Origin of the sequence: Thalassococcus arenae, from assembly GCF_019104745.1 — a bacterium.
GTDB classification, from domain to species: Bacteria; Pseudomonadota; Alphaproteobacteria; order Rhodobacterales; family Rhodobacteraceae; genus Thalassococcus_B; species Thalassococcus_B arenae.
The window spans coordinates 964,207-983,409 of record NZ_JAHRWL010000002.1; the positions used below are offsets into that span (position 1 = coordinate 964,207).

16 protein-coding genes are annotated in these 19,203 nt (G+C 67.4%); 10 read left to right on the forward strand and 6 right to left on the reverse strand.

Annotation, left to right across the window (positions count from 1 at the left end):
- Positions 1 to 39: 39 nt before the first annotated feature.
- Positions 40 to 696 (reverse strand): hypothetical protein, encoded by a 657-nt coding sequence (locus tag KUH32_RS16045; RefSeq protein ID WP_217779603.1) that lies wholly within the window; start codon positions 694 to 696, stop codon positions 40 to 42.
- A gap of 488 nt (positions 697 to 1,184) precedes the next feature.
- On the opposite strand from KUH32_RS16045, the gene KUH32_RS16050 reads away from it, so the two are divergent.
- Together KUH32_RS16050 and KUH32_RS16055 are read left to right on the forward strand one after the other, a co-directional pair.
- Positions 1,185 to 2,747, forward strand: a complete 1,563-nt coding sequence (locus KUH32_RS16050) for an efflux RND transporter periplasmic adaptor subunit (protein ID WP_217779854.1) — start codon at positions 1,185 to 1,187, stop codon at positions 2,745 to 2,747.
- Positions 2,744 to 6,463, forward strand: coding sequence for an efflux RND transporter permease subunit (locus tag KUH32_RS16055; protein ID WP_217779604.1), 3,720 nt, complete (start codon positions 2,744 to 2,746; stop codon positions 6,461 to 6,463). The genes KUH32_RS16050 and KUH32_RS16055 overlap by 4 nt, the downstream gene beginning before the upstream one ends.
- Positions 6,464 to 6,521: 58 nt before the next feature.
- On the opposite strand, the gene KUH32_RS18600 is transcribed toward KUH32_RS16055, so the two are convergent.
- From KUH32_RS18600 to KUH32_RS16070, 3 genes are read right to left on the reverse strand one after another with little or no spacing between them, the layout of a single operon-like run.
- Entirely contained in the window at positions 6,522 to 6,683 is a 162-nt protein-coding gene (locus KUH32_RS18600; RefSeq protein WP_217779605.1) for a DUF2256 domain-containing protein, read from the reverse strand.
- On the reverse strand, positions 6,684 to 8,186 hold the full coding sequence (locus KUH32_RS16065) for an FAD-binding domain-containing protein (protein ID WP_217779606.1): 1,503 nt from the start codon (positions 8,184 to 8,186) through the stop codon (positions 6,684 to 6,686).
- A gap of 7 nt (positions 8,187 to 8,193) precedes the next feature.
- Positions 8,194 to 8,388, reverse strand: coding sequence for a hypothetical protein (locus KUH32_RS16070; protein ID WP_217779607.1), 195 nt, complete (start codon positions 8,386 to 8,388; stop codon positions 8,194 to 8,196).
- Between the two features lie 116 nt (positions 8,389 to 8,504).
- Between KUH32_RS16070 and pepN the strand changes: the two genes are divergently transcribed.
- From pepN to KUH32_RS16090, 4 genes are all read left to right on the forward strand, one after another.
- The gene (gene pepN / locus KUH32_RS16075; protein WP_217779608.1) at positions 8,505 to 11,132 is read left to right on the forward strand and encodes an aminopeptidase N; all 2,628 of its coding nucleotides are present in this window, start codon (positions 8,505 to 8,507) and stop codon (positions 11,130 to 11,132) included.
- Positions 11,129 to 11,872: an SDR family oxidoreductase gene (locus KUH32_RS16080; protein ID WP_217779609.1), complete on the forward strand. Its 744-nt coding sequence runs from the start codon at positions 11,129 to 11,131 to the stop codon at positions 11,870 to 11,872. The genes pepN and KUH32_RS16080 overlap by 4 nt, the downstream gene beginning before the upstream one ends.
- Positions 11,869 to 12,294, forward strand: a complete 426-nt coding sequence (locus KUH32_RS16085; RefSeq protein ID WP_217779610.1) for a hypothetical protein — start codon at positions 11,869 to 11,871, stop codon at positions 12,292 to 12,294. Before KUH32_RS16080 ends, KUH32_RS16085 begins: the two co-directional genes overlap by 4 nt.
- A 122-nt stretch (positions 12,295 to 12,416) precedes the next feature.
- Entirely contained in the window at positions 12,417 to 13,280 is an 864-nt protein-coding gene (locus KUH32_RS16090; protein ID WP_217779611.1) for a lysophospholipid acyltransferase family protein, read from the forward strand.
- Positions 13,281 to 13,321: 41 nt separating this feature from the next.
- Here KUH32_RS16090 and KUH32_RS16095 read toward each other — a convergent pair whose 3' ends face one another.
- Positions 13,322 to 14,059, reverse strand: coding sequence for a transglycosylase SLT domain-containing protein (locus KUH32_RS16095; protein WP_254899187.1), 738 nt, complete (start codon positions 14,057 to 14,059; stop codon positions 13,322 to 13,324).
- A 212-nt stretch (positions 14,060 to 14,271) separates the two neighbouring features.
- Here KUH32_RS16095 and KUH32_RS16100 point away from each other — a divergent pair, with 212 nt between their 5' ends.
- The 3 genes from KUH32_RS16100 to KUH32_RS16110 all read left to right on the forward strand — a co-directional run bounded on the left by KUH32_RS16100 (position 14,272) and on the right by KUH32_RS16110 (position 18,128).
- On the forward strand, positions 14,272 to 15,519 hold the full coding sequence (locus KUH32_RS16100; RefSeq protein WP_217779612.1) for a hypothetical protein: 1,248 nt from the start codon (positions 14,272 to 14,274) through the stop codon (positions 15,517 to 15,519).
- Positions 15,520 to 15,584: 65 nt separating this feature from the next.
- Positions 15,585 to 17,099 carry an Asp-tRNA(Asn)/Glu-tRNA(Gln) amidotransferase subunit GatB gene (gene gatB, locus KUH32_RS16105; RefSeq protein ID WP_217779613.1) on the forward strand — a complete coding sequence of 505 codons (1,515 nt, stop codon included), beginning with the start codon at positions 15,585 to 15,587 and terminating at the stop codon, positions 17,097 to 17,099.
- 513 nt (positions 17,100 to 17,612) lie between these two features.
- Positions 17,613 to 18,128 (forward strand): hypothetical protein, encoded by a 516-nt coding sequence (locus KUH32_RS16110; protein ID WP_217779614.1) that lies wholly within the window; start codon positions 17,613 to 17,615, stop codon positions 18,126 to 18,128.
- Between the two features lie 10 nt (positions 18,129 to 18,138).
- On the opposite strand, the gene KUH32_RS16115 is transcribed toward KUH32_RS16110, so the two are convergent.
- Positions 18,139 to 18,396, reverse strand: coding sequence for a BolA family protein (locus KUH32_RS16115; RefSeq protein ID WP_217779615.1), 258 nt, complete (start codon positions 18,394 to 18,396; stop codon positions 18,139 to 18,141).
- Positions 18,397 to 18,470: 74 nt separating this feature from the next.
- On the opposite strand from KUH32_RS16115, the gene KUH32_RS16120 reads away from it, so the two are divergent.
- Positions 18,471 to 19,094, forward strand: a complete 624-nt coding sequence (locus KUH32_RS16120) for a J domain-containing protein (RefSeq protein WP_217779616.1) — start codon at positions 18,471 to 18,473, stop codon at positions 19,092 to 19,094.
- The last annotated feature ends 109 nt before the right edge of the window (positions 19,095 to 19,203 follow it).

Here is a 19,203-nt window from a genome sequence, read left to right on the forward strand (position 1 = left end):
GCGTGTTGGTCGCCGCCGTCCCGGCGCACGATACGGTTCTCAGCCCTCGTCCGGGGTGCCGCCAAGCGCCACAATCAACTGTGTGGCGCGACGGCGCAAGCCCGCGGTTGCCTCGGCATCCTGCATCAGCGCCTGCAGTCGGGTCAGCGCGGCATCGGTCGCGCCTTCCTCGATGTCCAGAATGGCCAGTTGTTCTTCGGCCAGGGCGCGCAGCGGCTGGCCCGGCGTCGCCAGGGCCTGCAACCCGGCACGGCGGGTGGCCGGATCGAGGTCGTCGCTGGCGCCGCTGAGGGCCTTGAACTGGGCGATCTGGCGGTAGATCGCGGGCACCGCGCCATCATCGGCGACGCCTTGCAGCAAGGCGGCGGCGGCGGCGGTGTCGCCCGAGGCCTGCGCTTCGGCCGCGGCCAGCATGTCGCGCAGCGCACGTGCGGCCGCCTCGTCCGCCTCGACGCCGGCCAGGGCCGTCAGCCGCTGCGCCGGATCGTCGGCCTCGAGCGCCGCCAGCAGACTGTCGCCGAACGCCTGCGCCGTGGCGCGGTCCTGCGCCAGCCGGAGTTCCCGCCAGGCCGCGCCGCCGACCAGCAGCAGCACCGCGAGGATCGCGATCCAGCCATAGCGGCGCATCAGCGCGAACAGCCGGTCGCGGCGGACCTCTTCGGTGACTTCCTCGATGAAACTGTCGGAATTGCTCATGTCGCCTGCGGTCCCTGCCCGGATTCCGCCCTCTCTTAGCGTGCTGTCCCGGCGGTGTGAAGCCGCGTTGCCGTGGCGCGCCGGGCGCACCGTCGGGAAAATTCGTGGTTTCCCGCGCATCGGCCCCCCGAATCCCGCCTCGCGGGTTGAAAGTGACGTCACGGTGACCTAAAACTGAACCAAGCGGTTCAGTCTTGCGTAGAACCGAATGAACCGGGGTGCTGCGTGTGTCCCGCCAACAAGCCCGGCGCGCCATGCGCCGCGAGATACGGAACGAACCGATGCGTTTTCTTCCCATTATCACCGCGCTGATCGTGGCCGGTGTTCTTTACGGCATCGTGATCGAACGCGACCGGCTGCTGGGATTTGCCCGCGACGCGGCACCCGCGGCGCTGCTGGGCGACGGTGGCGACGCCGGTTCGGATGCCGAAATCGCACCTGTCGCGCTGGCCGAGCCCGAAGTGCCGGTCGAAGGCGCGGTCAAGGTCATGGCGCGGCGATCGGTGGCGCAACTGGTCGACAGCGCGGTTATCCTGCGCGGCGAAACCGAGGCGATCCGCCAGGTCGACGTGCGGGCCGAGACGTCGGGCAAGGTGGTGTCGGAACCGTTGCGGCGCGGCGCGTTCGTCGAGGCCGGGCAGCTGCTGTGCGAGATCGATCCGGGCACCCGCGGCGTGTCCTTGCAAGAGGCCGTGGCGCGGTTGGCCGAGGCCCGCGCGCGCTTGCCCGAGGCGCGTGCCCGCCAGTTGGAGGCGGAATCGCAGCCTCCGGCGTCGCGCGCCCGCATCTCGGAAGCCGAGGCCGGCGTGCCCGCCGCCGAAGCCGGTCTGCTGGAGGCGCGCGCCCGCGTGCCCGAAGCCGAGGCGCGACTGGCCGAGGCCGCGGCGCGCATTCCCGCCGCCGAAGCGCGCCTGAAAGAGGCGATCGCCCGGGTTCCCGAGGCCCGCGCCCGCCTCGCCGAGGCCGAGGCCGGCGTGCCCACCGCCAATGCCCGGCTGGCCGAGGCGCGTGCCCGCGTGGTCGAGGCCGAGATCAATCTGAACGCCGCGCGCGAACTGGCCAGGGAAGGTTTTGCCGCGCAGACCCGGCTGGCCGGCGCCCAGGCGGCCTATGAATCGGCGCTGGCGCAGGAACAGGCGGCGCTGGCGGGGCTGAAGACCGCCGAAGCGGCCATCGAATCCGCCAAGGGCGGCGTCGAAGGCGCGCTGGCCAGCGTGGAATCGGCCAAGTCCGACATCGAAGCGGCCCGGGCCGGGCTGCAATCGGCGCAGGCCCAGGTGGAGAACGCCAAGGCCGGGGTCGAAACCGCGCTGTCGCAGATCGAAGGCGCCCGCGCCGCGGTCATTTCCGCACGGGCGCAACTGGAAGGTTCGGTGGCCGGCATCGAATCCGCCCGCGCCGGCGAGGAAAACGCCCTGTCCGGCATCCAGGCCGCCGAGGCCGCGGTCGCCGCGGCGGAAAAGGAAATCGAGCGTCTGAAGATCCACGCGCCCTTTGCGGGTCTGCTGGAAAGCGACACCGCCGAACTGGGCGCGTTGCTGCAACCGGGCACGTTGTGCGCCACGGTGATCCAGCTGGACCCGATCAAGATCGTGGGCTTCGTTCCGGAAACCGAAGTGGCGCGGGTGCGCACCGGCGCAGCCGCCGGCGCCCGCCTGGCGGGTGAACGCGAGGTGACCGGCACCGTCAGCTTCGTGTCGCGCAGCGCCGATCCGCTGACGCGCACCTTCCGTGTCGAACTGACCGTGGACAATACCGACCTGGCCATTCGCGATGGCCAGACCGCCGAGATCGCCATCGAGGCCGAGGGTGCCCCGGCGCATCTTCTGCCGCAATCGGCGCTGACGCTGAACGATGGCGGCGTGCTGGGCGTGCGCACCGTCGCCGCCGACAAGACCGCGCTGTTCCAGCCCGTCAACGTGCTGCGCGACACGCGGCAAGGCGTCTGGGTCGCCGGGCTGCCCGACGAGGTCGACATCATCACCGTGGGCCAGGAATACGTCACCGACGGCGTGCCGGTCGAACCCAGCTTCGAGGAGCTTCTGCAATGACCGGCATCGTCGACTGGGCCGCCGAACGGGCGCGGATGATCCTGGCCTTCATCGCGCTGTCGCTGGTGATCGGCGGCTATGCCTATGTCGCGCTGCCCAAGGAGGGCGAACCGGACATCGAGATCCCGGCGCTGTTCGTGTCGGTGCCCTTCCCCGGCATCTCGGCCGCGGACAGCGAGACGCTGCTGGTCAAGCCGATGGAGACCGAGCTGAGCGATCTCGACGGGCTCAAGACCATGTCGGCAACCGCTGCCGAGGGCTATGCCGGTCTGGTGCTGGAGTTCGAGTTCGGCTGGGACAAGACCAAGGTCATGGCCGATGTCCGCGACGCGATGAACAACGCCGAGGCCGAGTTTCCCGAAGGCGCCGAGCAATACTCGATCAACGAGATCAATTTCAGCGAGTTTCCGATCATCATCGTGAACCTGTCGGGCCCGGTGCCGGAACGCACGATGGCGCGGGTCGCCAAGGATCTGCAGGACCGGATCGAGGCCATCGACGCAGTGCTGGAGGCCGGGATCGCCGGCAATCGCGACGAGATGCTGGAGGTGGTGATCGATCCGCTGCGGCTGGAAAGTTATAACGTCACCGCGGGCGAGTTGATCAGCGTGGTGCAGAACAACAACCAGCTGATCGCGGCGGGCGAGGTGGAAACCGACCAGGGCACCTTCGCGGTCAAGATCCCGTCCAGCTTCGACGAGGCCCGTGACGTCTATGACCTGCCGGTCAAGGTCAACGGCGACCGGGTCGTGACGCTGGGCGACCTGGCGACGATCAACCTGACCTTCGAGGACCGCGTCGGCACGGCGCGGTTCAACGGCGAGACGACGATCGCGCTGCAGGTGGTCAAGCGCAAGGGTTACAACATCATCGACACCGCCGCGCAGGTGCGCGCCGCGGTCGATGCCGCCCGTGCCGAATGGCCGCCCGAATTGCAGGCCGCGGTCAACGTGGGCACCTCGAACGACCAGAGCCGCACCGTGGGCTCGATGGTCAGCCAGCTGGAAGGCTCGGTGCTGACCGCCATCGCGCTGGTGATGATCGTGGTGCTGGCAGCACTTGGCACCCGCCCGGCACTGCTGGTGGGCTTCGCCATCCCGACCTCGTTCCTGCTGTGTTTCGCCTTCCTCGCGCTGATGGGCGTGAGCGTGTCGAACATCGTCATGTTCGGCCTGATCCTGGCGGTGGGCATGCTGGTCGACGGTGCCATCGTGGTGGTGGAATACGCCGACAAGCGCATCAGCCAGGGCGTGGGCCCGATGCATGCCTATGTCGAGGCCGCCAAGCGGATGTTCTGGCCGGTCGTGTCGTCCACCGCGACGACGCTGTGCGCCTTTCTGCCGATGCTGTTCTGGCCCGGCGTGCCGGGCGAGTTCATGGGGATGCTGCCGGTCACGCTGATCTTCGTGCTGTCGGCCTCGCTGGTGGTGGCGCTGGTCTATCTGCCGGTCATGGGCGGGGTGACGGGGCGCTTTTCACGCAAGGTGACCCACGCGGCCGACGCCTTGCGCGCGGCCGCACCCTGGTGGCTGCGCGCGGCGCTGGTGCCCGTGGCGCTGCTGGGGCTGTTCGTCGGCGCGATGATGGTTCTGAACCCGGCCTACCTGTTCGCACCCATCGGGTCGGGCTTTGTCGCTTATGTGCCGGGTATCGTGGTGTTCCTGCTGTTCGCGGTCGCCTGTTCGGTGGTGATGGACGCCGCCGCGATCCGGCGCCAGAAAAGCCGCGTTCAAAGCGGGTATCGACGCACCCCCTTTGGCTGGTTCATCCAGATGATCGCGGGCAACCCGATCATGCCGCTGGTCACCATCGGCACGGTGGTCTTTCTTGTCCTCAACGTGTTCAGCTATTACGGCCAGAACAACAACGGCGTGGAATTCTTCGTCGACAGCGAACCGGAACAGGCCATCGTCTATGTCCGCGCCCGCGGCAACCTGAGCTTGCCGGAAAAGGATGCGCTGGTGCGCCGGGTCGAGGCGGTGGTGCTGGAGACCACCGGCATCGACACCGCCTTTGCCTTTGCCGGCGATGGCGGGCTGAATTCCAACACCGGCGGTGCGGAGGGCCCCAAGGACGCGATCGGACAGGTCCAGATCGAACTGATCCCCTGGGAGGATCGTCCGGCCTATGCGCGCGAGCATCCCGCTGAGATCACGCTGGAGGAACTGGACGGCGACGTGGTGCTGGACCGGCTGCAGGCGCGGCTGGATACCATTCCGGGCATCGAGACGGAAATCCTGAACCTCAGCCGTGGCCCCGCCTCGGCCAAACCCGTTCACCTGCGGCTGAAAGGCGACAACTGGTCCGACCTGCTGGCGGCCACGGCGCAAGCGCGCGCGGTGTTCGACGAAACCCCCGGCCTGACCCTGATCGAGGACACCCTGCCCCTGCCCGGCATCGACTGGCAGATCGACGTCGATGTCGAGAAGGCGGGCCGCTACGGCGCCGATGTGGCGACCGTGGGCGCGATGGTGCAGCTTGTGACGCGCGGCATCCTGCTGGACACGATGCGGGTGGACACCAGCGACGAGGAAATCGAAATCCGCGTCCGCCTGCCCGAGCAGGACCGGCTGCTGTCGACGCTGGACACGCTGAAGGTGCGGACCAATGACGGGCTGGTGCCCTTGGCCAATTTCATCACCCGCGAGCCGGTGGCCAAGCTGGCCGAGATCAGCCGGGTCGGTCAGAAACGCTATTTCGACGTCAAGGCGGACGTCCGATCGGGAATGGTCGTGCTGCGCGAGGGCGACAGCTCGGCAGGCGCATTTCTCGGCACCGCGTTCGTGGCACCTGACGGCGGTCCGGCGCGGATCACCCTCGGCACGGAGACCTATTTCACCGACGAGGCAACCGCCGAGCGCGTATCCCAGATCGAGGACGGCGGCAACGTGTTCGCGAAGTTCGTCAATCCCAACGAACGCATCGCCGAGATCACGAAATGGCTGGACACCCGCCCCTTGCCTGCGGGCATCGAGTGGGAATGGACCGGCGACCAGGAAGACCAGGCCGAAAGCCAGGCTTTCCTGTCCTCGGCCTTTGCCGCCGCTTTGGGGCTGATGTTCATCATCCTGCTGGCGCAGTTCAACAGCTTCTACAACGCGACGCTGGTGCTGCTGGCGGTGGTGCTGTCGACCACCGGCGTGCTGATCGGGATGCTGGTGATGGACCAGTATTTCAGCATCATCATGACCGGCACCGGCATCGTCGCGCTGGCGGGTATCGTGGTGAACAACAACATCGTGCTGATCGACACCTACCAGGATTACGCCCGCTACATGCCGCGGATCGAGGCCATCGTGCGCACCGCCGAGGACCGTATCCGCCCGGTTCTGCTGACCACGATCACCACGATGGCCGGCCTGGCGCCGATGATGTTCGGACTGTCGCTGGATTTCTTCGGCGGCGGCTGGTCGATCGATTCACCGACCGCGCTGTGGTGGAAGAACCTGGCCACGGCGGTGGTGTTCGGGCTGGGCATCGCGACGGTGCTGACGCTGGTCTTCACGCCGTCGATGCTGGCGCTGCGGATCTGGTTCGTGACCTATGTCCGCTGGCTGGCACGGCTGCTGGCCAAGATGTCGATGGGCCGGGGCAGCCGGATCGCGCAGGACTGGGCGCTGCAGGCCGCCGCGCGGCAGATCAAGGCGCCCACGATCCTGTGGGAGGACGCGCCGGAACCCGCGACGGCCGACCGGCCGCTGCGCGCGGCCGAGTGACCGGGCGGAGGGGCGCTGCCCCTCTGCCGCCGCTGGCGGCATTCACCCCGGGATATTTTCAGCCAGATGAAGAAGCGGATTGGCGCCTGGTGCGGCAACGGTCCGAGCAATAGCGGACCTGGTCCCAGACCTTGGCCCATTTCTTGCGCCAGGTGAAAGGCCGCCCGCAGGTGGCGCAGGTCTTGGACGGCAGGTGTTCCTTTCTGGTTCCGCGCGGCATTCAGAGATCGAGGCTCATCTGGCGGCTGTCCTTCGGCCTGCCGCGCGGCGCGCGGTCGTTGACGAAATGGCGCTTCGGGTCCTTGCGGCTGGCATGCTTGCGCACGACGCGGGCGGCTTCTTCGCGGAAATCCGGATCGCGCCGGACCGACCAGATCGCCGCGCGGGCGACCCTGGCGGCGGCCGCCACATCGACGATGGGCGGCGGATAGCGCAGTGCGGCGGCGCCGTCCCATGTCCACGGCTCTTGCAGATGCGCGTCCGGCACGGCGGCCAGTTCCGGCAGCCAGCGCCGCGTGAAGGCGCCGGTCGGATCCTGGTCGTGGCCCTGTTTGACCGGGTTGTAGATGCGCAGCGTGTTGATGCCGGTGGTGCCGGATTGCATCTGGCACTGGCTCCAGTGGATGCCCGGTTCGTAATCGGTGAAGAGCCGCGCGAGATGGGTGCCGGTGACGCGCCAGTCCAGCCAGAGATGGTAGGACGCCACGCTCATCAGCATGGAACGCATGCGGAAATTCAGCCAGCCGGTGGCGTGCAGCGACCGCATGCAGGCGTCGACGAAGGGCAGCCCGGTTTCGCCGCTTCGCCAGGCGTCGAGCCGGGCCGCGTCGGGCTGTGCCGGGCGCAGGCCTTCGTAGGCGCGGTGCAGGCAGCGCGTTTCCAGTTCGGGTTCGTCCTCGAGTTTCTGCATGAAGTGATCGCGCCAGGCGAGCCGGGACTGAAAGCTTTTCAGGCTGCCGGACCAGCCGTCACGGGTGCCGCGCAGTTCGGCCTGCCGGGCGGCCGTCGCCCGAACCACCTCGCGCAGCGACAGCGTGCCCAAGGCCAGGTGCGGGCTGAGACGCGAACAGGCCGTCGCGCCCTGCAGCGGCGTCGACATGTCCTTGCGGTAGGTCCGGCCGCGTTCGGTCAGGAAACCACCCAGCAGCTGCAGTGCCGCCGCGCGCCCCCCGGGTTGCCTGTCGGGGCATGTATCGGCCGGCGTCATCGCGTCGGGCAAGGGATCGGAGGCCAGATCGACCGGCGGCAGCGATCGGGGCGCGGGCAGGATGGGCTGCGCCATCCAGCGGTTGCGTTGTGCCGCCCAGCGGTCGCGATCATGCGCGCCCCTGATGACCGCGCATTGCGGCAGTTCCTGCCAGGGCAACCCCCGGCCCCGCGCCCAGGCCGCTACGCGCCGGTCACGGGCAAAGGTCCAGGCGTTGCCGGTTTCCTCGTGGCTGAACAGCGCGTCGGCGCCGGTTTCGTCGGCCAGACGATCGAGCTCGGCCACCGCGTCGCCGACCCGGATGACCAGGTCGGAGCCGATCGCGCGCAGGGCGTCGCGCAGGCAGGTCACGCTGTCGCGCAGAAAGGCGTATTGGCGGCCCGAGACGTCGGGCAATGCCCAGTATTCGGGTTCGACGACGCAAACGGGAACGACGGCGCCGCGGTCGGCGGCGCGCGTCAGCGCGGCGTGGTCGGCCAGCCGCAGGTCACGCTTGAACCAGACCAGCGCCGTCATCGCGCTGTCAGTTCTCGACCACCGCGCCGGTGCGGCCGTCGATCTGTCGGTCGGCGCCTTCGATCCCGTCGGATTGTCCGAAGACCCAGACCACGAGAGCGAAGAGCAGCACCCCGGCAAATCCGACCACGGCGCCGATCCCGAGCAGGGCCGGCTTGTGCCGTTTCCGTTGTTTTTCGATATTCGTGTCGGGGGCCGACATGACGTCTCCTTTCAGGTTCAGGGTCGCACGCCGCCGGTGGTTGCAGGTGGCGCCGTCGCGGCCTACCACTTAGGTCACACCGCCCGTGCATCAACCGCCCTCGCGAAAGGCAGGCCATGAAAGACGCGTCGCCGCAGACGATTTATCTTAGCGATTACAAGCCGTTCGGCTGGCAGATCGAGGATGTCCACCTGACCTTCCGACTGGCCCCCGAGACGACCCGCGTCATCGCCCGCATCCATTTCGCGCCCAATCCGGGCGCGCCCGCGCAGGACTTTTTCCTGCATGGAGAAGAGCTGCGGCTGATCCGCGCCGCCATCGACGGGGCCGAGATCGTGCCGGTGGTGACCGCCGAGGGGCTGCGCTGCCCGGTGCCCGACGGGCCGTTTTTGTGGGAAGCCGAGGTCGAGATCGCGCCGGCCGCCAACACCGCGCTGGAAGGTCTCTACATGTCGAAAGGCATGTATTGCACGCAATGCGAGGCCGAAGGGTTCCGCAAGATCACCTTTTATCCCGACCGCCCCGACGTGATGAGCACCTTTACCGTGCGGATCGAAGGCGATCTGCCCGTGCTGCTGTCGAACGGCAATCCCACGGGTGCCGGCGACGGCTGGGCGGAATGGCACGACCCCTGGCCGAAACCGGCCTACCTGTTCGCGCTGGTGGCCGGCGATCTGGTGGCGCATTCCGACAGCTTCACCACCCGGTCCGGCCGCGCGGTGGCCCTGAACATCTGGGTCCGGCCGGGCGACGAGGGCAAATGCGCCTTCGGGATGGAGGCGCTCAAGAAGTCGATGACCTGGGACGAAGAGGTCTATGGAAGGGAATACGACCTGGACGTCTTCAACATCGTCGCGGTGGACGATTTCAACATGGGCGCGATGGAGAACAAGGGGCTGAACATCTTCAACTCGTCTTGCGTGCTGGCCTCGCCCGAGACCTCGACCGACGACAATTTCGAGCGCATCGAAGCGATCATCGCGCATGAGTATTTCCACAACTGGACCGGCAACCGCATCACCTGCCGCGACTGGTTCCAGCTGTGCCTGAAGGAAGGGCTGACGGTGTTCCGTGACAGCCAGTTCACATCCGATATGCGCGGGCCCGAGGTGAAGCGGATCAACGATGTGCGCGATCTGCGGGCGCGCCAGTTCCCCGAGGATCAGGGGCCATTGTCGCATCCGGTGCGGCCGGAAAGCTTTCAGGAAATCAACAACTTCTACACCGCGACGGTCTACGAGAAGGGCGCCGAGGTGATCGGCATGCTGAAACGGCTGGTGGGCGATGACGGCTATGCCAGGGCGTTGGACCTGTATTTCGAGCGCCATGACGGCGACGCGGCGACGATCGAGGATTGGCTGCGCGTCTTCGAGGATGCGACGGGCCGCGACCTTGGCCAGTTCAAGCGCTGGTACAGCCAGGCCGGCACGCCGCGCCTGAGCGTGCGCGAAACATGGGAGCCGCGCGCCCCCGCGTCGACGCCCCCGAGCCGGGATCCCGCGACGCAAGAAGCCCCGGATCAAGCCCGGGGCGACGGGCGCTTTACCCTGAGCTTCACCCAACACACACCGCCGACGCCGGGACAGCCGGACAAGGCGCCGCAGGTCATCCCCATCGCGGTCGGGCTGCTGAACCCCAACGGCGACGAGGTGGTGCCGACCACCGTTCTGGAGATGACGCAAGCCAGCCAATCCTTCAGCTTCGACGGGCTGGCCACGCGGCCGGTGGCCTCGATCCTGCGCGGCTTCTCGGCTCCGGTGGTGCTGGAGCGCGAGCAAAGTCGCGAGGAACGCGCCTTTCTGCTGGCGCATGACACCGATGCCTTCAATCGCTGGGAGGCGTCCCAGTCACTGGCGCGCGACAGCCTGCTGTCGACGATCACCGACGGCACGCCACCCGACGCGGCCTGGCTGGATGCGTTGCACAAGGTGGTGACCGACAGCACCCTGACCCCGGATTTCCGGTCATCGATGCTCGACCTTCCGTCGCAGGGCGAATTGGCGCAATTGCTGCATCGACGCGGGAACGTGCCCGACCCCGACGCCATCTGGCAGGCCAGCGAAGGGCTGCGCGGGATCATGGCCGAACGCTGGCGGGCCAGTCTGCCCGCCCTCGCCGAAGAGGCGCGGGTCGATGCACCCTACAGGCCGGATGCGGAACAGACCGGCAAGCGCGCCCTGGGAAGCAAGATATTGGCGCTGCAATCGCGGCTGGACGGCGGCAAGGCGGCACAGGCGCAGTTCGACGCCGCCGACAACATGACGTTGCAACTGACCGCGCTGGCCTGCCTGCTGCGCGCGGGTGCCGGTGCCGGGGATGCGGCGCTTGCGGCGTTCCACGCGCAGTGGAAAGACGACCGGCTTGTGATGGACAAGTGGTTCGGATTGCAGGTGGCTTGCGCGGAACCCGACACGGCGGTGTCCGTCGCCGCCGCGCTGACGCGGCACGCGGATTTCGACTGGCGGAACCCCAATCGCTTTCGCGCCGTGCTGAGCGCGCTGGCGGGCCACCATGCGGCTTTCCATGCCGCCGATGGCAGCGGATACGACCTGCTGGCCGACTGGCTGATCCGGCTGGATGCCAAGAACCCGCAGACCACGGCGCGGATGTGTGCGGCGTTCCAGACCTGGAAGCGCTACGATGAGGGGCGGCAGGCCAGGGCGCGCGCGGCGCTGGAACGCATCGCCGCAACGCCGGGCCTGAGCCGCGACACCAACGAAATGGTCACGAGGATGCTGACATGAGCAAGATCCTGTTCGTCACCGGCGCCAGCGCCGGTATCGGTGCCGCCACGGCGCGGCTGGGGCCGGAACACGGCTGGGACCGCGTGGTGGTGCATTACGGCCGCGACCGCGACGGCGCCGAGGCGGTGGCCGCCGAGGTGCGCGAGACCGGGGCCGAAGCCTTTGTCGTCGGCGCCGATGTGCGCGACGACGACCACATCGCGACGATGCTGCTGGCGGTGGCCGATCTGCCGCCCGGCCCCATCGGGCTGGTCAACAATGCGGGCGTGGTCTCGCCCACCGGCAAGCTGGCCGACTGCCGGCCCGAACGGGTGCGGCAGGTCTTTGCCGTCAACGTCTTCGGTGCCATCGAGGTCGCCCGCCAGACCGTCGCGCTGATGCGCAAATGGGGCAAGGGCGGCGGGATCGTGAACGTCTCGTCGGCGGCGGCGCGGCTGGGCAGCGCCAACCAGTATATCGACTATGCCGCATCCAAGGGCGCCATCGATACGCTGACCCTTGGCCTGGCGGACGAACTGGCGCCCGAGGGCATCCGCGTCAACGCCATCCGCCCGGGCCTGATCGCCACCGACCTGCACGCCAAGGGCGGCGAGCCCGACCGGCTGGAGCGTATCGGACATACCCCGCCGCTGGGCCGGCCCGGCAGCGCAGAGGAATGCGCCGAGGCGATCCTGTGGCTGCTGTCGGACGGCGCGTCCTACGTCACGCGGTCGATCCTCGACGTGGCCGGAGGGCGGTGAGCTACCGCTTTGAACGCAGCGGGCGGAGGCCGGTGGCGGCGGTCGCGCTGGTGGCGGCCTGGCTGGCGCTTCTGGCGCTCTGGCGGCTGGCCGACGCAGCGGCGTGGATCGTGGCGATCGGCCTGGCGATCACCCTGCCCGCAGCCTGGGATTTCATCGCTGCGCGGCGCGCTGGCCTGGCCATCGATGCCGGCCGGCTGACCTGGTGGAGCGGCCGTCACCGGGGCGACGCGCCCCTGGACAAGATAGACCGCGTGCGGCTGGAACGGCGCTTTGACGGGTCGATGCGTGCCCGGCTGGTGCTGCCGGGCGGCCGGCGCATCACCCTGCCGCAGGATTGCCTGCCGCCGATCGCGGCCTTCGAGGGCGCGCTGGATGCGGCGGGCCTGCGCCACGACCGCCACCCGTTTTCGCCGTTCTGATCGGCTGCGCATCCGCGGAACCCCGCCGGTGCGCCGGTGCAGCGCGCCAAGACATTGATTTTCCGCCGCGGACGCATGACATTGTCATGTGTTTGTTGCTCCGATCTGCGACGGGGGGGCCCATGAAAGATCGCATCGATCCCCTGATCGAGGAACGCGCGCCGTGGCTGTTCAAACCACGCCCGGGCGTGGCATTGGCCCGCGCCGCGCTGAACCATGTCCTCGGCTATGAGAACACCATCGCGCTCGGCGAACGCCTGCGCGACCTGCCGGCCGATGACATCATGGCGGAACTGGCCCGGATGCTGGCCCGCGATGTCGAGATCGCGGGACGCCAGCACATTCCACTGCACGGGCCGGCGCTGATCGTGGCCAATCATCCCACCGGCATCGCCGATGGCATCATCCTGCATCATTTGATCCGCGATCTGCGGCCCGACACCTACTATTTCGCCAATCACGACATCTGCAAGGTGCTGCCGCAGTTCGAGACGATGATCTGTCCGGTCGAATGGCGGCAGGAAAAGCGCAGCCACGGCAAGACGCGCGAGACCATGGCCTATACCCGCCGCGCGGTCGAGGACGGCCGGCTGGGCGTGATCTTTCCCTCGGGACGCCTGGCCAAGCGCCGCGGGCTGAGCCTGCATGAACGGCCCTGGATGGCCAGCGCCGCGATGATCGCGCGAAAGTTCGACCTGCCGGTGATCCCGGTCAACATCCGCGCGCGCAATTCGGTGCTGTTCTACCTGTTCGACCTGATCCACCCGACATTGCGCGACATCACGCTGTTCCACGAGACGCTGAACAAGCACCGCCAGCCGTTCCGCATCACCGTGGGCGAGCCGATTTCGGCCGCGGCGCTGCCGGTGAAATCGGAAGATGGAATCGCGATGCTGCGTCGGGCCACGCTGGCCCTGGGCGGGCCGCGCGCGCCGGTCGTGTCGCTGGTCGATGCCACGCGCCGGCCGAGCTGGCTCAAGGCCTGATCTCTCGGAATTGACGTGACCGAAATCGCCCGCCCGAGCGGTCAGCGGCCCTGCGTTGTGACGATGGGAACGCTGCCGAAGGCCGGTTCGGTTTCGGGCGCCAGCGGCCGCGCCACGGGGCGCAGCGAGCGGGCCAGACCCGTGCAGTAATCCTGCTTGCGGACCCAGGCGGCCATGTCCTCGCGTTTCTTGCGGGAATGGAACGGACCCCAATCGGCGGCCACGCCGCGCATCCGTTGGCTGATCACCTGGTCACGCGGCACGGTGACGGCCATGATCCGCAGGGCGCAGGACAGGTTGTCCTCGGGATCTTTCAGCGCCGATCCGGTCCGGGCCTTGCAGCCGTAGCCGCGTGCCGTTCCGGGCAGGATCTGGGTCAGACCGTACCACAGGCCGCCGCCGCCAACGGCATGCGGGCGGTGCGTGCTTTCGTGCCAGGCCAGGGACGAGATGAGCCCCACCCAGAACGCTTCGCGCTGCGCGCGGTCGGCGGTGGGATAGGCCGGGCACCAGGCCGCGATATCCTTGGGAACGAGTTCCGGCAACACGCTGGCATGGCCGCGCAGCGCCGACAATGTCGCCAGGGTCCAGGCGGAGCGGCCGTTGCGGCTGCCCCAGCGGGCCTTGGGGATCACCAGGGTGCGTGCCATCGGGCGCAACGAGGCATCCACCGCCTGCGCGGATGGCGCGGTGGTGATCGCCGGTTTCGGCGTGACTTCGGTTACAGCCCCCACAGGCGCGGCAACCAGCATGAGGATAAGGCTCAGATGGCGCAGCATGACCGCGATTCCTGCCAGCCGGGCATGGGTTTGGCAAGACGACACGGCGCGCATCGGCGATAAGCCGCCGTCGATCAACCCTTGCGATAACGCCCCGGCCGCCCTGCCCGCGAATTGCCCCAACGCGGCGCGCCAAATCCTTGCCGATGCCGCGTTGCCGCCGCAATCCCGGGCAAGACTGCGTGCAAGGAAATCCACAACCGTTGCCGACGATGCCAAGCACCCTGACCCGCCGACTGCCCAAGTTCAGCCTGCCGACCTTTCATTGGCGGACGTTCGGTGCGCGCCCGCAGCCCGTCCCCGCCGAACCGCCGGCGGCTGCGACACCGCTACGGCCCCGCATCGACATCGCCGTGCGGGCCGTTTCGCCCGAGGGCGAGGCCCGTTCGCGGCATCGCAACCTGGGTCGTCACCTGGCACGACAGGGCGCCTGGGACGATCTTGGCGCCGCCATCCGCGAAGCCGACGCCGCCCGCGCCGCGACGCCCGGCGGCCTGCCGGTTGCCGCGCTGATGGCCGATGGTGCGGCGTCGGACGCGTTGGACAGCGCGCGGCTCGCCGTGCGGGACGACGATCCCGGCCAGGCCCGGCTTGCGATGACAGACCTGCAGGACAACCTTGCCGATTGCCCCGACGATTTCGGCGCCGCCGCGGTCGTGGCCCGCGCCCATGTCGCGCTGGCCGAAGCCTGGGACGTGCAGGCGCGACGCGGCAAACACGCCGCGGCCTGCAACGATGCACGCGACCGGTGCTACGAGACGGCCTTGTGCCTTGCCGACCGCTTCGATCCCTTCGCGCTGGACAGCCCCCTGCTCGCCCGGTTGCGCTGTGCGCTTCTGGCGATCGACGCGCGGCCGCAGGCGCGTGTCGCGGACGATTACGAAGACGCGATCGACCTCGACCCCGCCTGCCCCGATCACATGCGCGCGCTCGGCCGCGACCTGATGCCCGACCGCTACGGCGATTTCGAGAAGCTCGACCGCGAGGCCCGCCGCACTGCCGCGCGGGTGCAGGACATCTGGGGCCTGGGCGGATATGTCTGGGTCATGCTGGACCCGCTGACCCTGGATCCGCGCGCCTTTCGCCGTCTCGACGCAGAGCTGTTCATCGCCGGCATGCACGATATCCTGGAACGGCGTGGCGACCAGCACATGGTGAACCGGCTGGCGGCGTTCTGCGGCTATTCGTTGTCGGGCAAGGCGATCGCCGGTTCCACCCGTGCACGCATCGCCAATTGCCTGGGCTGGATCGCCCGCGACCACCTGCGCGAGGTGCATCCGCTGGCCTGGACAGAGGCGCGCCGCCCGGGCCAGACCGAGGATCGCCCCGGCGAAGACCCGGTCAGCCGCGGCAAGGTGCGCGCATTGTCGGCCCTGGCCGAGCATTTCGCGCCGCAACTGCGCGACGACCAGCGGCTGATCTTCTCGGACGCGGGTCTGAACTTCCTGCGCGACGCCTGACGCCCTTGCCCCGCCGCGGGGGCTGGATTATCCCCTCTCGCAACGACAAGCGGATGAGGTGGCCGATGCTGGACCTGACCTACGAGACCCCCAAACCCAAGGTGATCGCCGGGGCCAAGCACGATTGGGAACTGGTGATCGGGATGGAGGTGCATGCCCAGGTCGCCAGCCAGGCCAAGCTGTTTTCCGGCGCGTCCACGAAATTCGGCGCCGAACCCAATTCGAACGTGTCCTTCATCGATGCCGCGATGCCGGGGATGCTGCCGGTCATCAACGAGTATTGCGTCGAACAGGCGGTGCGCACCGGGCTGGGGCTGAAGGCGCAGATCAACCTGGTTTCAGCCTTCGACCGCAAGAACTATTTCTATCCCGACCTGCCGCAGGGCTACCAGATCAGCCAGCTTTACCACCCCATCGTGGGCGAAGGCGAGGTGATCGTCGACATGGGCCCTGGCGTCGCCCGGAAGGTGCGCATCGAGCGTATCCATATCGAACAGGATGCCGGCAAGTCGATCCACGACATGGACCCGCACATGTCCTTTGTCGATCTCAACCGCACCGGCGTGGCGCTGATGGAGATCGTCAGCCGCCCCGATATCCGCGGCCCCGAAGAGGCGGCCGCTTATGTCGCCAAGCTGCGCCAGATCCTGCGCTACCTTGGCACCTGCGATGGCAACATGCAGAACGGCAACCTGCGCGCCGATGTCAACGTCAGCGTCTGCCGGCCGGGCCAGTACGAGAAGTATCAGGAAACACAGGACTTTTCGCATCTTGGCACGCGCTGCGAGATCAAGAACATGAACTCGATGCGGTTCATCCAGCAGGCCATCGACTATGAGGCGCGCCGCCAGATCGCCATTCTCGAGGCCGGCGGCAAGATCGACCAGGAAACCCGGCTCTACGATCCGGACAAGGGCGAGACGCGGTCGATGCGATCCAAGGAAGAGGCGCATGATTACCGCTACTTCCCCGATCCCGACCTGCTGCCGCTGGAGATCGAGCAGGAATGGGTCGACGGCATCGCCGCCTCGTTGCCGGAACTTCCGGACGCCAAGAAAGCCCGGTTCGTTTCGGATTTCGGCCTGTCGGAATACGATGCCGGCGTGCTGACCGCCGAGGTCGAGAATGCCGACTACTTCGAAGCCGTCGCCGCTGCATCGGGCGATGGCAAGCTGGCGGCCAACTGGGTCATCAACGAATTGTTCGGACGGCTGAAGAAGGAAGACCACGACATCGGCGAAAGCCCGGTTTCGGCGGCGCAGCTGGCGGGCATCATCCAATTGATCGTCAAGGGCGACATCTCGGGCAAGATCGCCAAGGACCTGTTCGAGATCGTCTATACCGAAGGCGGCGACCCGGCCGAGATCGTCGAGGCGCGCGGCATGAAACAGGTCACCGATACCGGCGCGATCGAAGCGGCGGTCGACGAGATCATCGCCGCCAATCCCGCCCAGGTCGACAAGGCCAAGGAAAACCCCAAGCTGGCCGGCTGGTTCGTGGGCCAGGTCATGAAGGCCACCGGCGGCAAGGCGAACCCCAAGGCGGTGAACGAACTGGTCGCGAAGAAACTGGCGCAATAGCACCCCGGCGCGGCGGCGGTATCACACGCCGTCGTTCGGCGGCCGGTCCGGCCGTACATGCGACCTTTGGCCTAAGCCGAAACTTGCCGGAATCGGTCGCGGCAAGCGGGGATTACCGCCGAAGGCGTGCAGCGATTCTGTGGTTTTTCGAATCGATCTCGCGGAACAACGGTCCCACGGCGTGGCGAATCGTTTCCGGTTTCGGGATTTTTTCGTTCTTCAAAGCGCTTTTACACAAAGAATGGCAAAGTCGTGAAAACCTTGCTTCAAAAATCAAGCCGGAAATGTTAACGTGGCGTTACCGGGGGCAACCCCAGGGCGCTTCATCCATTTAGGGGCGTAGATACAAAAGATTGTCACTGGGGGGTTTGATCCGTTTATTCCTGTTTCTTGCATCGGGGGGTCGGCAGTGCCGGCCCCTTTATTCTGTCTGGCGCATGTTTTCTGCCCGGCGCATGCGCCGCCTCATGCCGCGACACCGGGCAGGCCGGATGAACGGGCGACCGGTTTAGAATGCCACGCTACGAATACAGGGTCATACCCGGACCGGGACGCGGCGAACGCACACCGGTCCCCCGCACGACCGACGAACGCTTTGCCCTGGCCATCGAACGGCTGCTGAACCAGATGGCGTCGGACGGCTGGGATTTTCTTCGAGCCGAAACCCTGACCTGCGAAGACCGCGCAAGCCCGGCGTCCGAGGGCGGTGTCCGGCGTGATTTCCTGGTGTTCCGGCGTCCGCGCGCCGCCGCGGGCATCGGAGATCTTCCGTCCGAGCCCGCGGCGCCGGCGACCGACCTTGCAGGGGTTGCCCGTGCCGACGCGCGTTTCGGGCGCGACGCGGAGGCCGACAATGCGCCAAGGCCGTCGTCACCGGGTGCGCTTGCACAGCGCGACATCGTCTTTTCAAGCCCTGACGACGCGTCCGAGATGCGCCGCGACAACGGAGTAGAAGACACGGGCAGCATCGGCCCGGTGCCCGATATCCTGCGCGCCCGGGCCGACCGCATGCGCGATCCGACCGACTGAACCCGGTCGGCTAGACCTCGATATCCAGAGACAGCGCGTGAATGGCGGTTACAAGATCGGGCCCAAGCGCGGCATGCACGGCCCGGTGTCGCGCGATGCGCGACATGCCGTCGAACGCCGCCGCCCGGATCAGAACGTGGTAATGGCTTTCGCCGCCTTCCTGGAAACCGGCATGTCCACGGTGTTTTTCGCTGTCGTTGCGAACAACCAGAACGTGCGGCGTGAACGCTGCGCGAAGTTTTGCCTCGATCTCGGCGTCGCGTGTCATTTTTTACCCCTTCCCCCTGTTCATGGCCGTCCGATCGTCTACACTCCTGCGTCCGAGTCGAAAAGGTATGAGCGATGAGCAGACCAGATCCCTTCGGTTTCGACATGTCGATCAAGTCGGCAAAGAAAAAGAACCCGCGCGGGCGGCGCAGCATGTCGGGCGAACAGGAAACCTCGACACGGCTTTGCGACCACGAGGGCTGCGAGGAACCCGGCAAGTTCCGTGCGCCGAAAGCGCCGGACGTGCTGGACGACTTCCTGTGGTTCTGCAAGGACCACGTTCGGGAATACAACCTCAAGTGGAACTTCTTTGATGGCAAGACCGAAGCCGAGATGAACGCCCAGGCCAGCGCCGACAAGGTGTGGGAACGCAAGACCAAGGATTGGCGCGACCCCGAGGCCAAGGCATGGGCGCGCCTGGGTATCGAGGACCCGCACCAGGTGCTGGGCGCGAACGCGACGCGCAATCCCGGCAAGACCGCAGGCGCGGGGCGCAAGCTGCCGCCAACCGAACGGCGCGCGGTCGAAATCCTCGAAGTGTCGGAAAACGCGTCCAAGGCGGATATCCGCGGCGCCTACAAGGCGCTGATCAAGGTCTTGCATCCCGACATGAACGGCGGCGACCGCAGCCAGGAAGAGCAGTTGCAGGAAGTCGTCTGGGCCTGGGATCAGCTCAAGGACAGCCGCAACTTCAAGTGACCGCCGCCCCGAAACGTTCAGAGCCGCGGTAAATCGTCAAAAACGCGCATTTGCCGCTCGACACTCAACTTTTTGGTGTGCTAGCGTTTTTGCAAGGCGCGTCGTTGAG

Bases quoted from the DNA above. Each gene is read 5' to 3' on its own strand.
- KUH32_RS16045 (WP_217779603.1), bottom strand. From the start codon at position 696: ATGAGCAATTCCGACAGTTTCATCGAGGAAGTCACCGAAGAGGTCCGC.
- KUH32_RS16050 (WP_217779854.1), top strand. From the start codon at position 1,185: ATGGCGCGGCGATCGGTGGCGCAACTGGTCGACAGCGCGGTTATCCTG.
- KUH32_RS16055 (WP_217779604.1), top strand. From the start codon at position 2,744: ATGACCGGCATCGTCGACTGGGCCGCCGAACGGGCGCGGATGATCCTG.
- KUH32_RS18600 (WP_217779605.1), bottom strand. From the start codon at position 6,683: ATGCCGCGCGGAACCAGAAAGGAACACCTGCCGTCCAAGACCTGCGCC.
- KUH32_RS16065 (WP_217779606.1), bottom strand. From the start codon at position 8,186: ATGACGGCGCTGGTCTGGTTCAAGCGTGACCTGCGGCTGGCCGACCAC.
- KUH32_RS16070 (WP_217779607.1), bottom strand. From the start codon at position 8,388: ATGTCGGCCCCCGACACGAATATCGAAAAACAACGGAAACGGCACAAG.
- pepN (WP_217779608.1), top strand. From the start codon at position 8,505: ATGAAAGACGCGTCGCCGCAGACGATTTATCTTAGCGATTACAAGCCG.
- KUH32_RS16080 (WP_217779609.1), top strand. From the start codon at position 11,129: ATGAGCAAGATCCTGTTCGTCACCGGCGCCAGCGCCGGTATCGGTGCC.
- KUH32_RS16090 (WP_217779611.1), top strand. From the start codon at position 12,417: ATGAAAGATCGCATCGATCCCCTGATCGAGGAACGCGCGCCGTGGCTG.
- KUH32_RS16095 (WP_254899187.1), bottom strand. From the start codon at position 14,059: ATGCTGCGCCATCTGAGCCTTATCCTCATGCTGGTTGCCGCGCCTGTG.
- KUH32_RS16100 (WP_217779612.1), top strand. From the start codon at position 14,272: ATGCCAAGCACCCTGACCCGCCGACTGCCCAAGTTCAGCCTGCCGACC.
- gatB (WP_217779613.1), top strand. From the start codon at position 15,585: ATGCTGGACCTGACCTACGAGACCCCCAAACCCAAGGTGATCGCCGGG.
- KUH32_RS16110 (WP_217779614.1), top strand. From the start codon at position 17,613: ATGCCACGCTACGAATACAGGGTCATACCCGGACCGGGACGCGGCGAA.
- KUH32_RS16115 (WP_217779615.1), bottom strand. From the start codon at position 18,396: ATGACACGCGACGCCGAGATCGAGGCAAAACTTCGCGCAGCGTTCACG.
- KUH32_RS16120 (WP_217779616.1), top strand. From the start codon at position 18,471: ATGAGCAGACCAGATCCCTTCGGTTTCGACATGTCGATCAAGTCGGCA.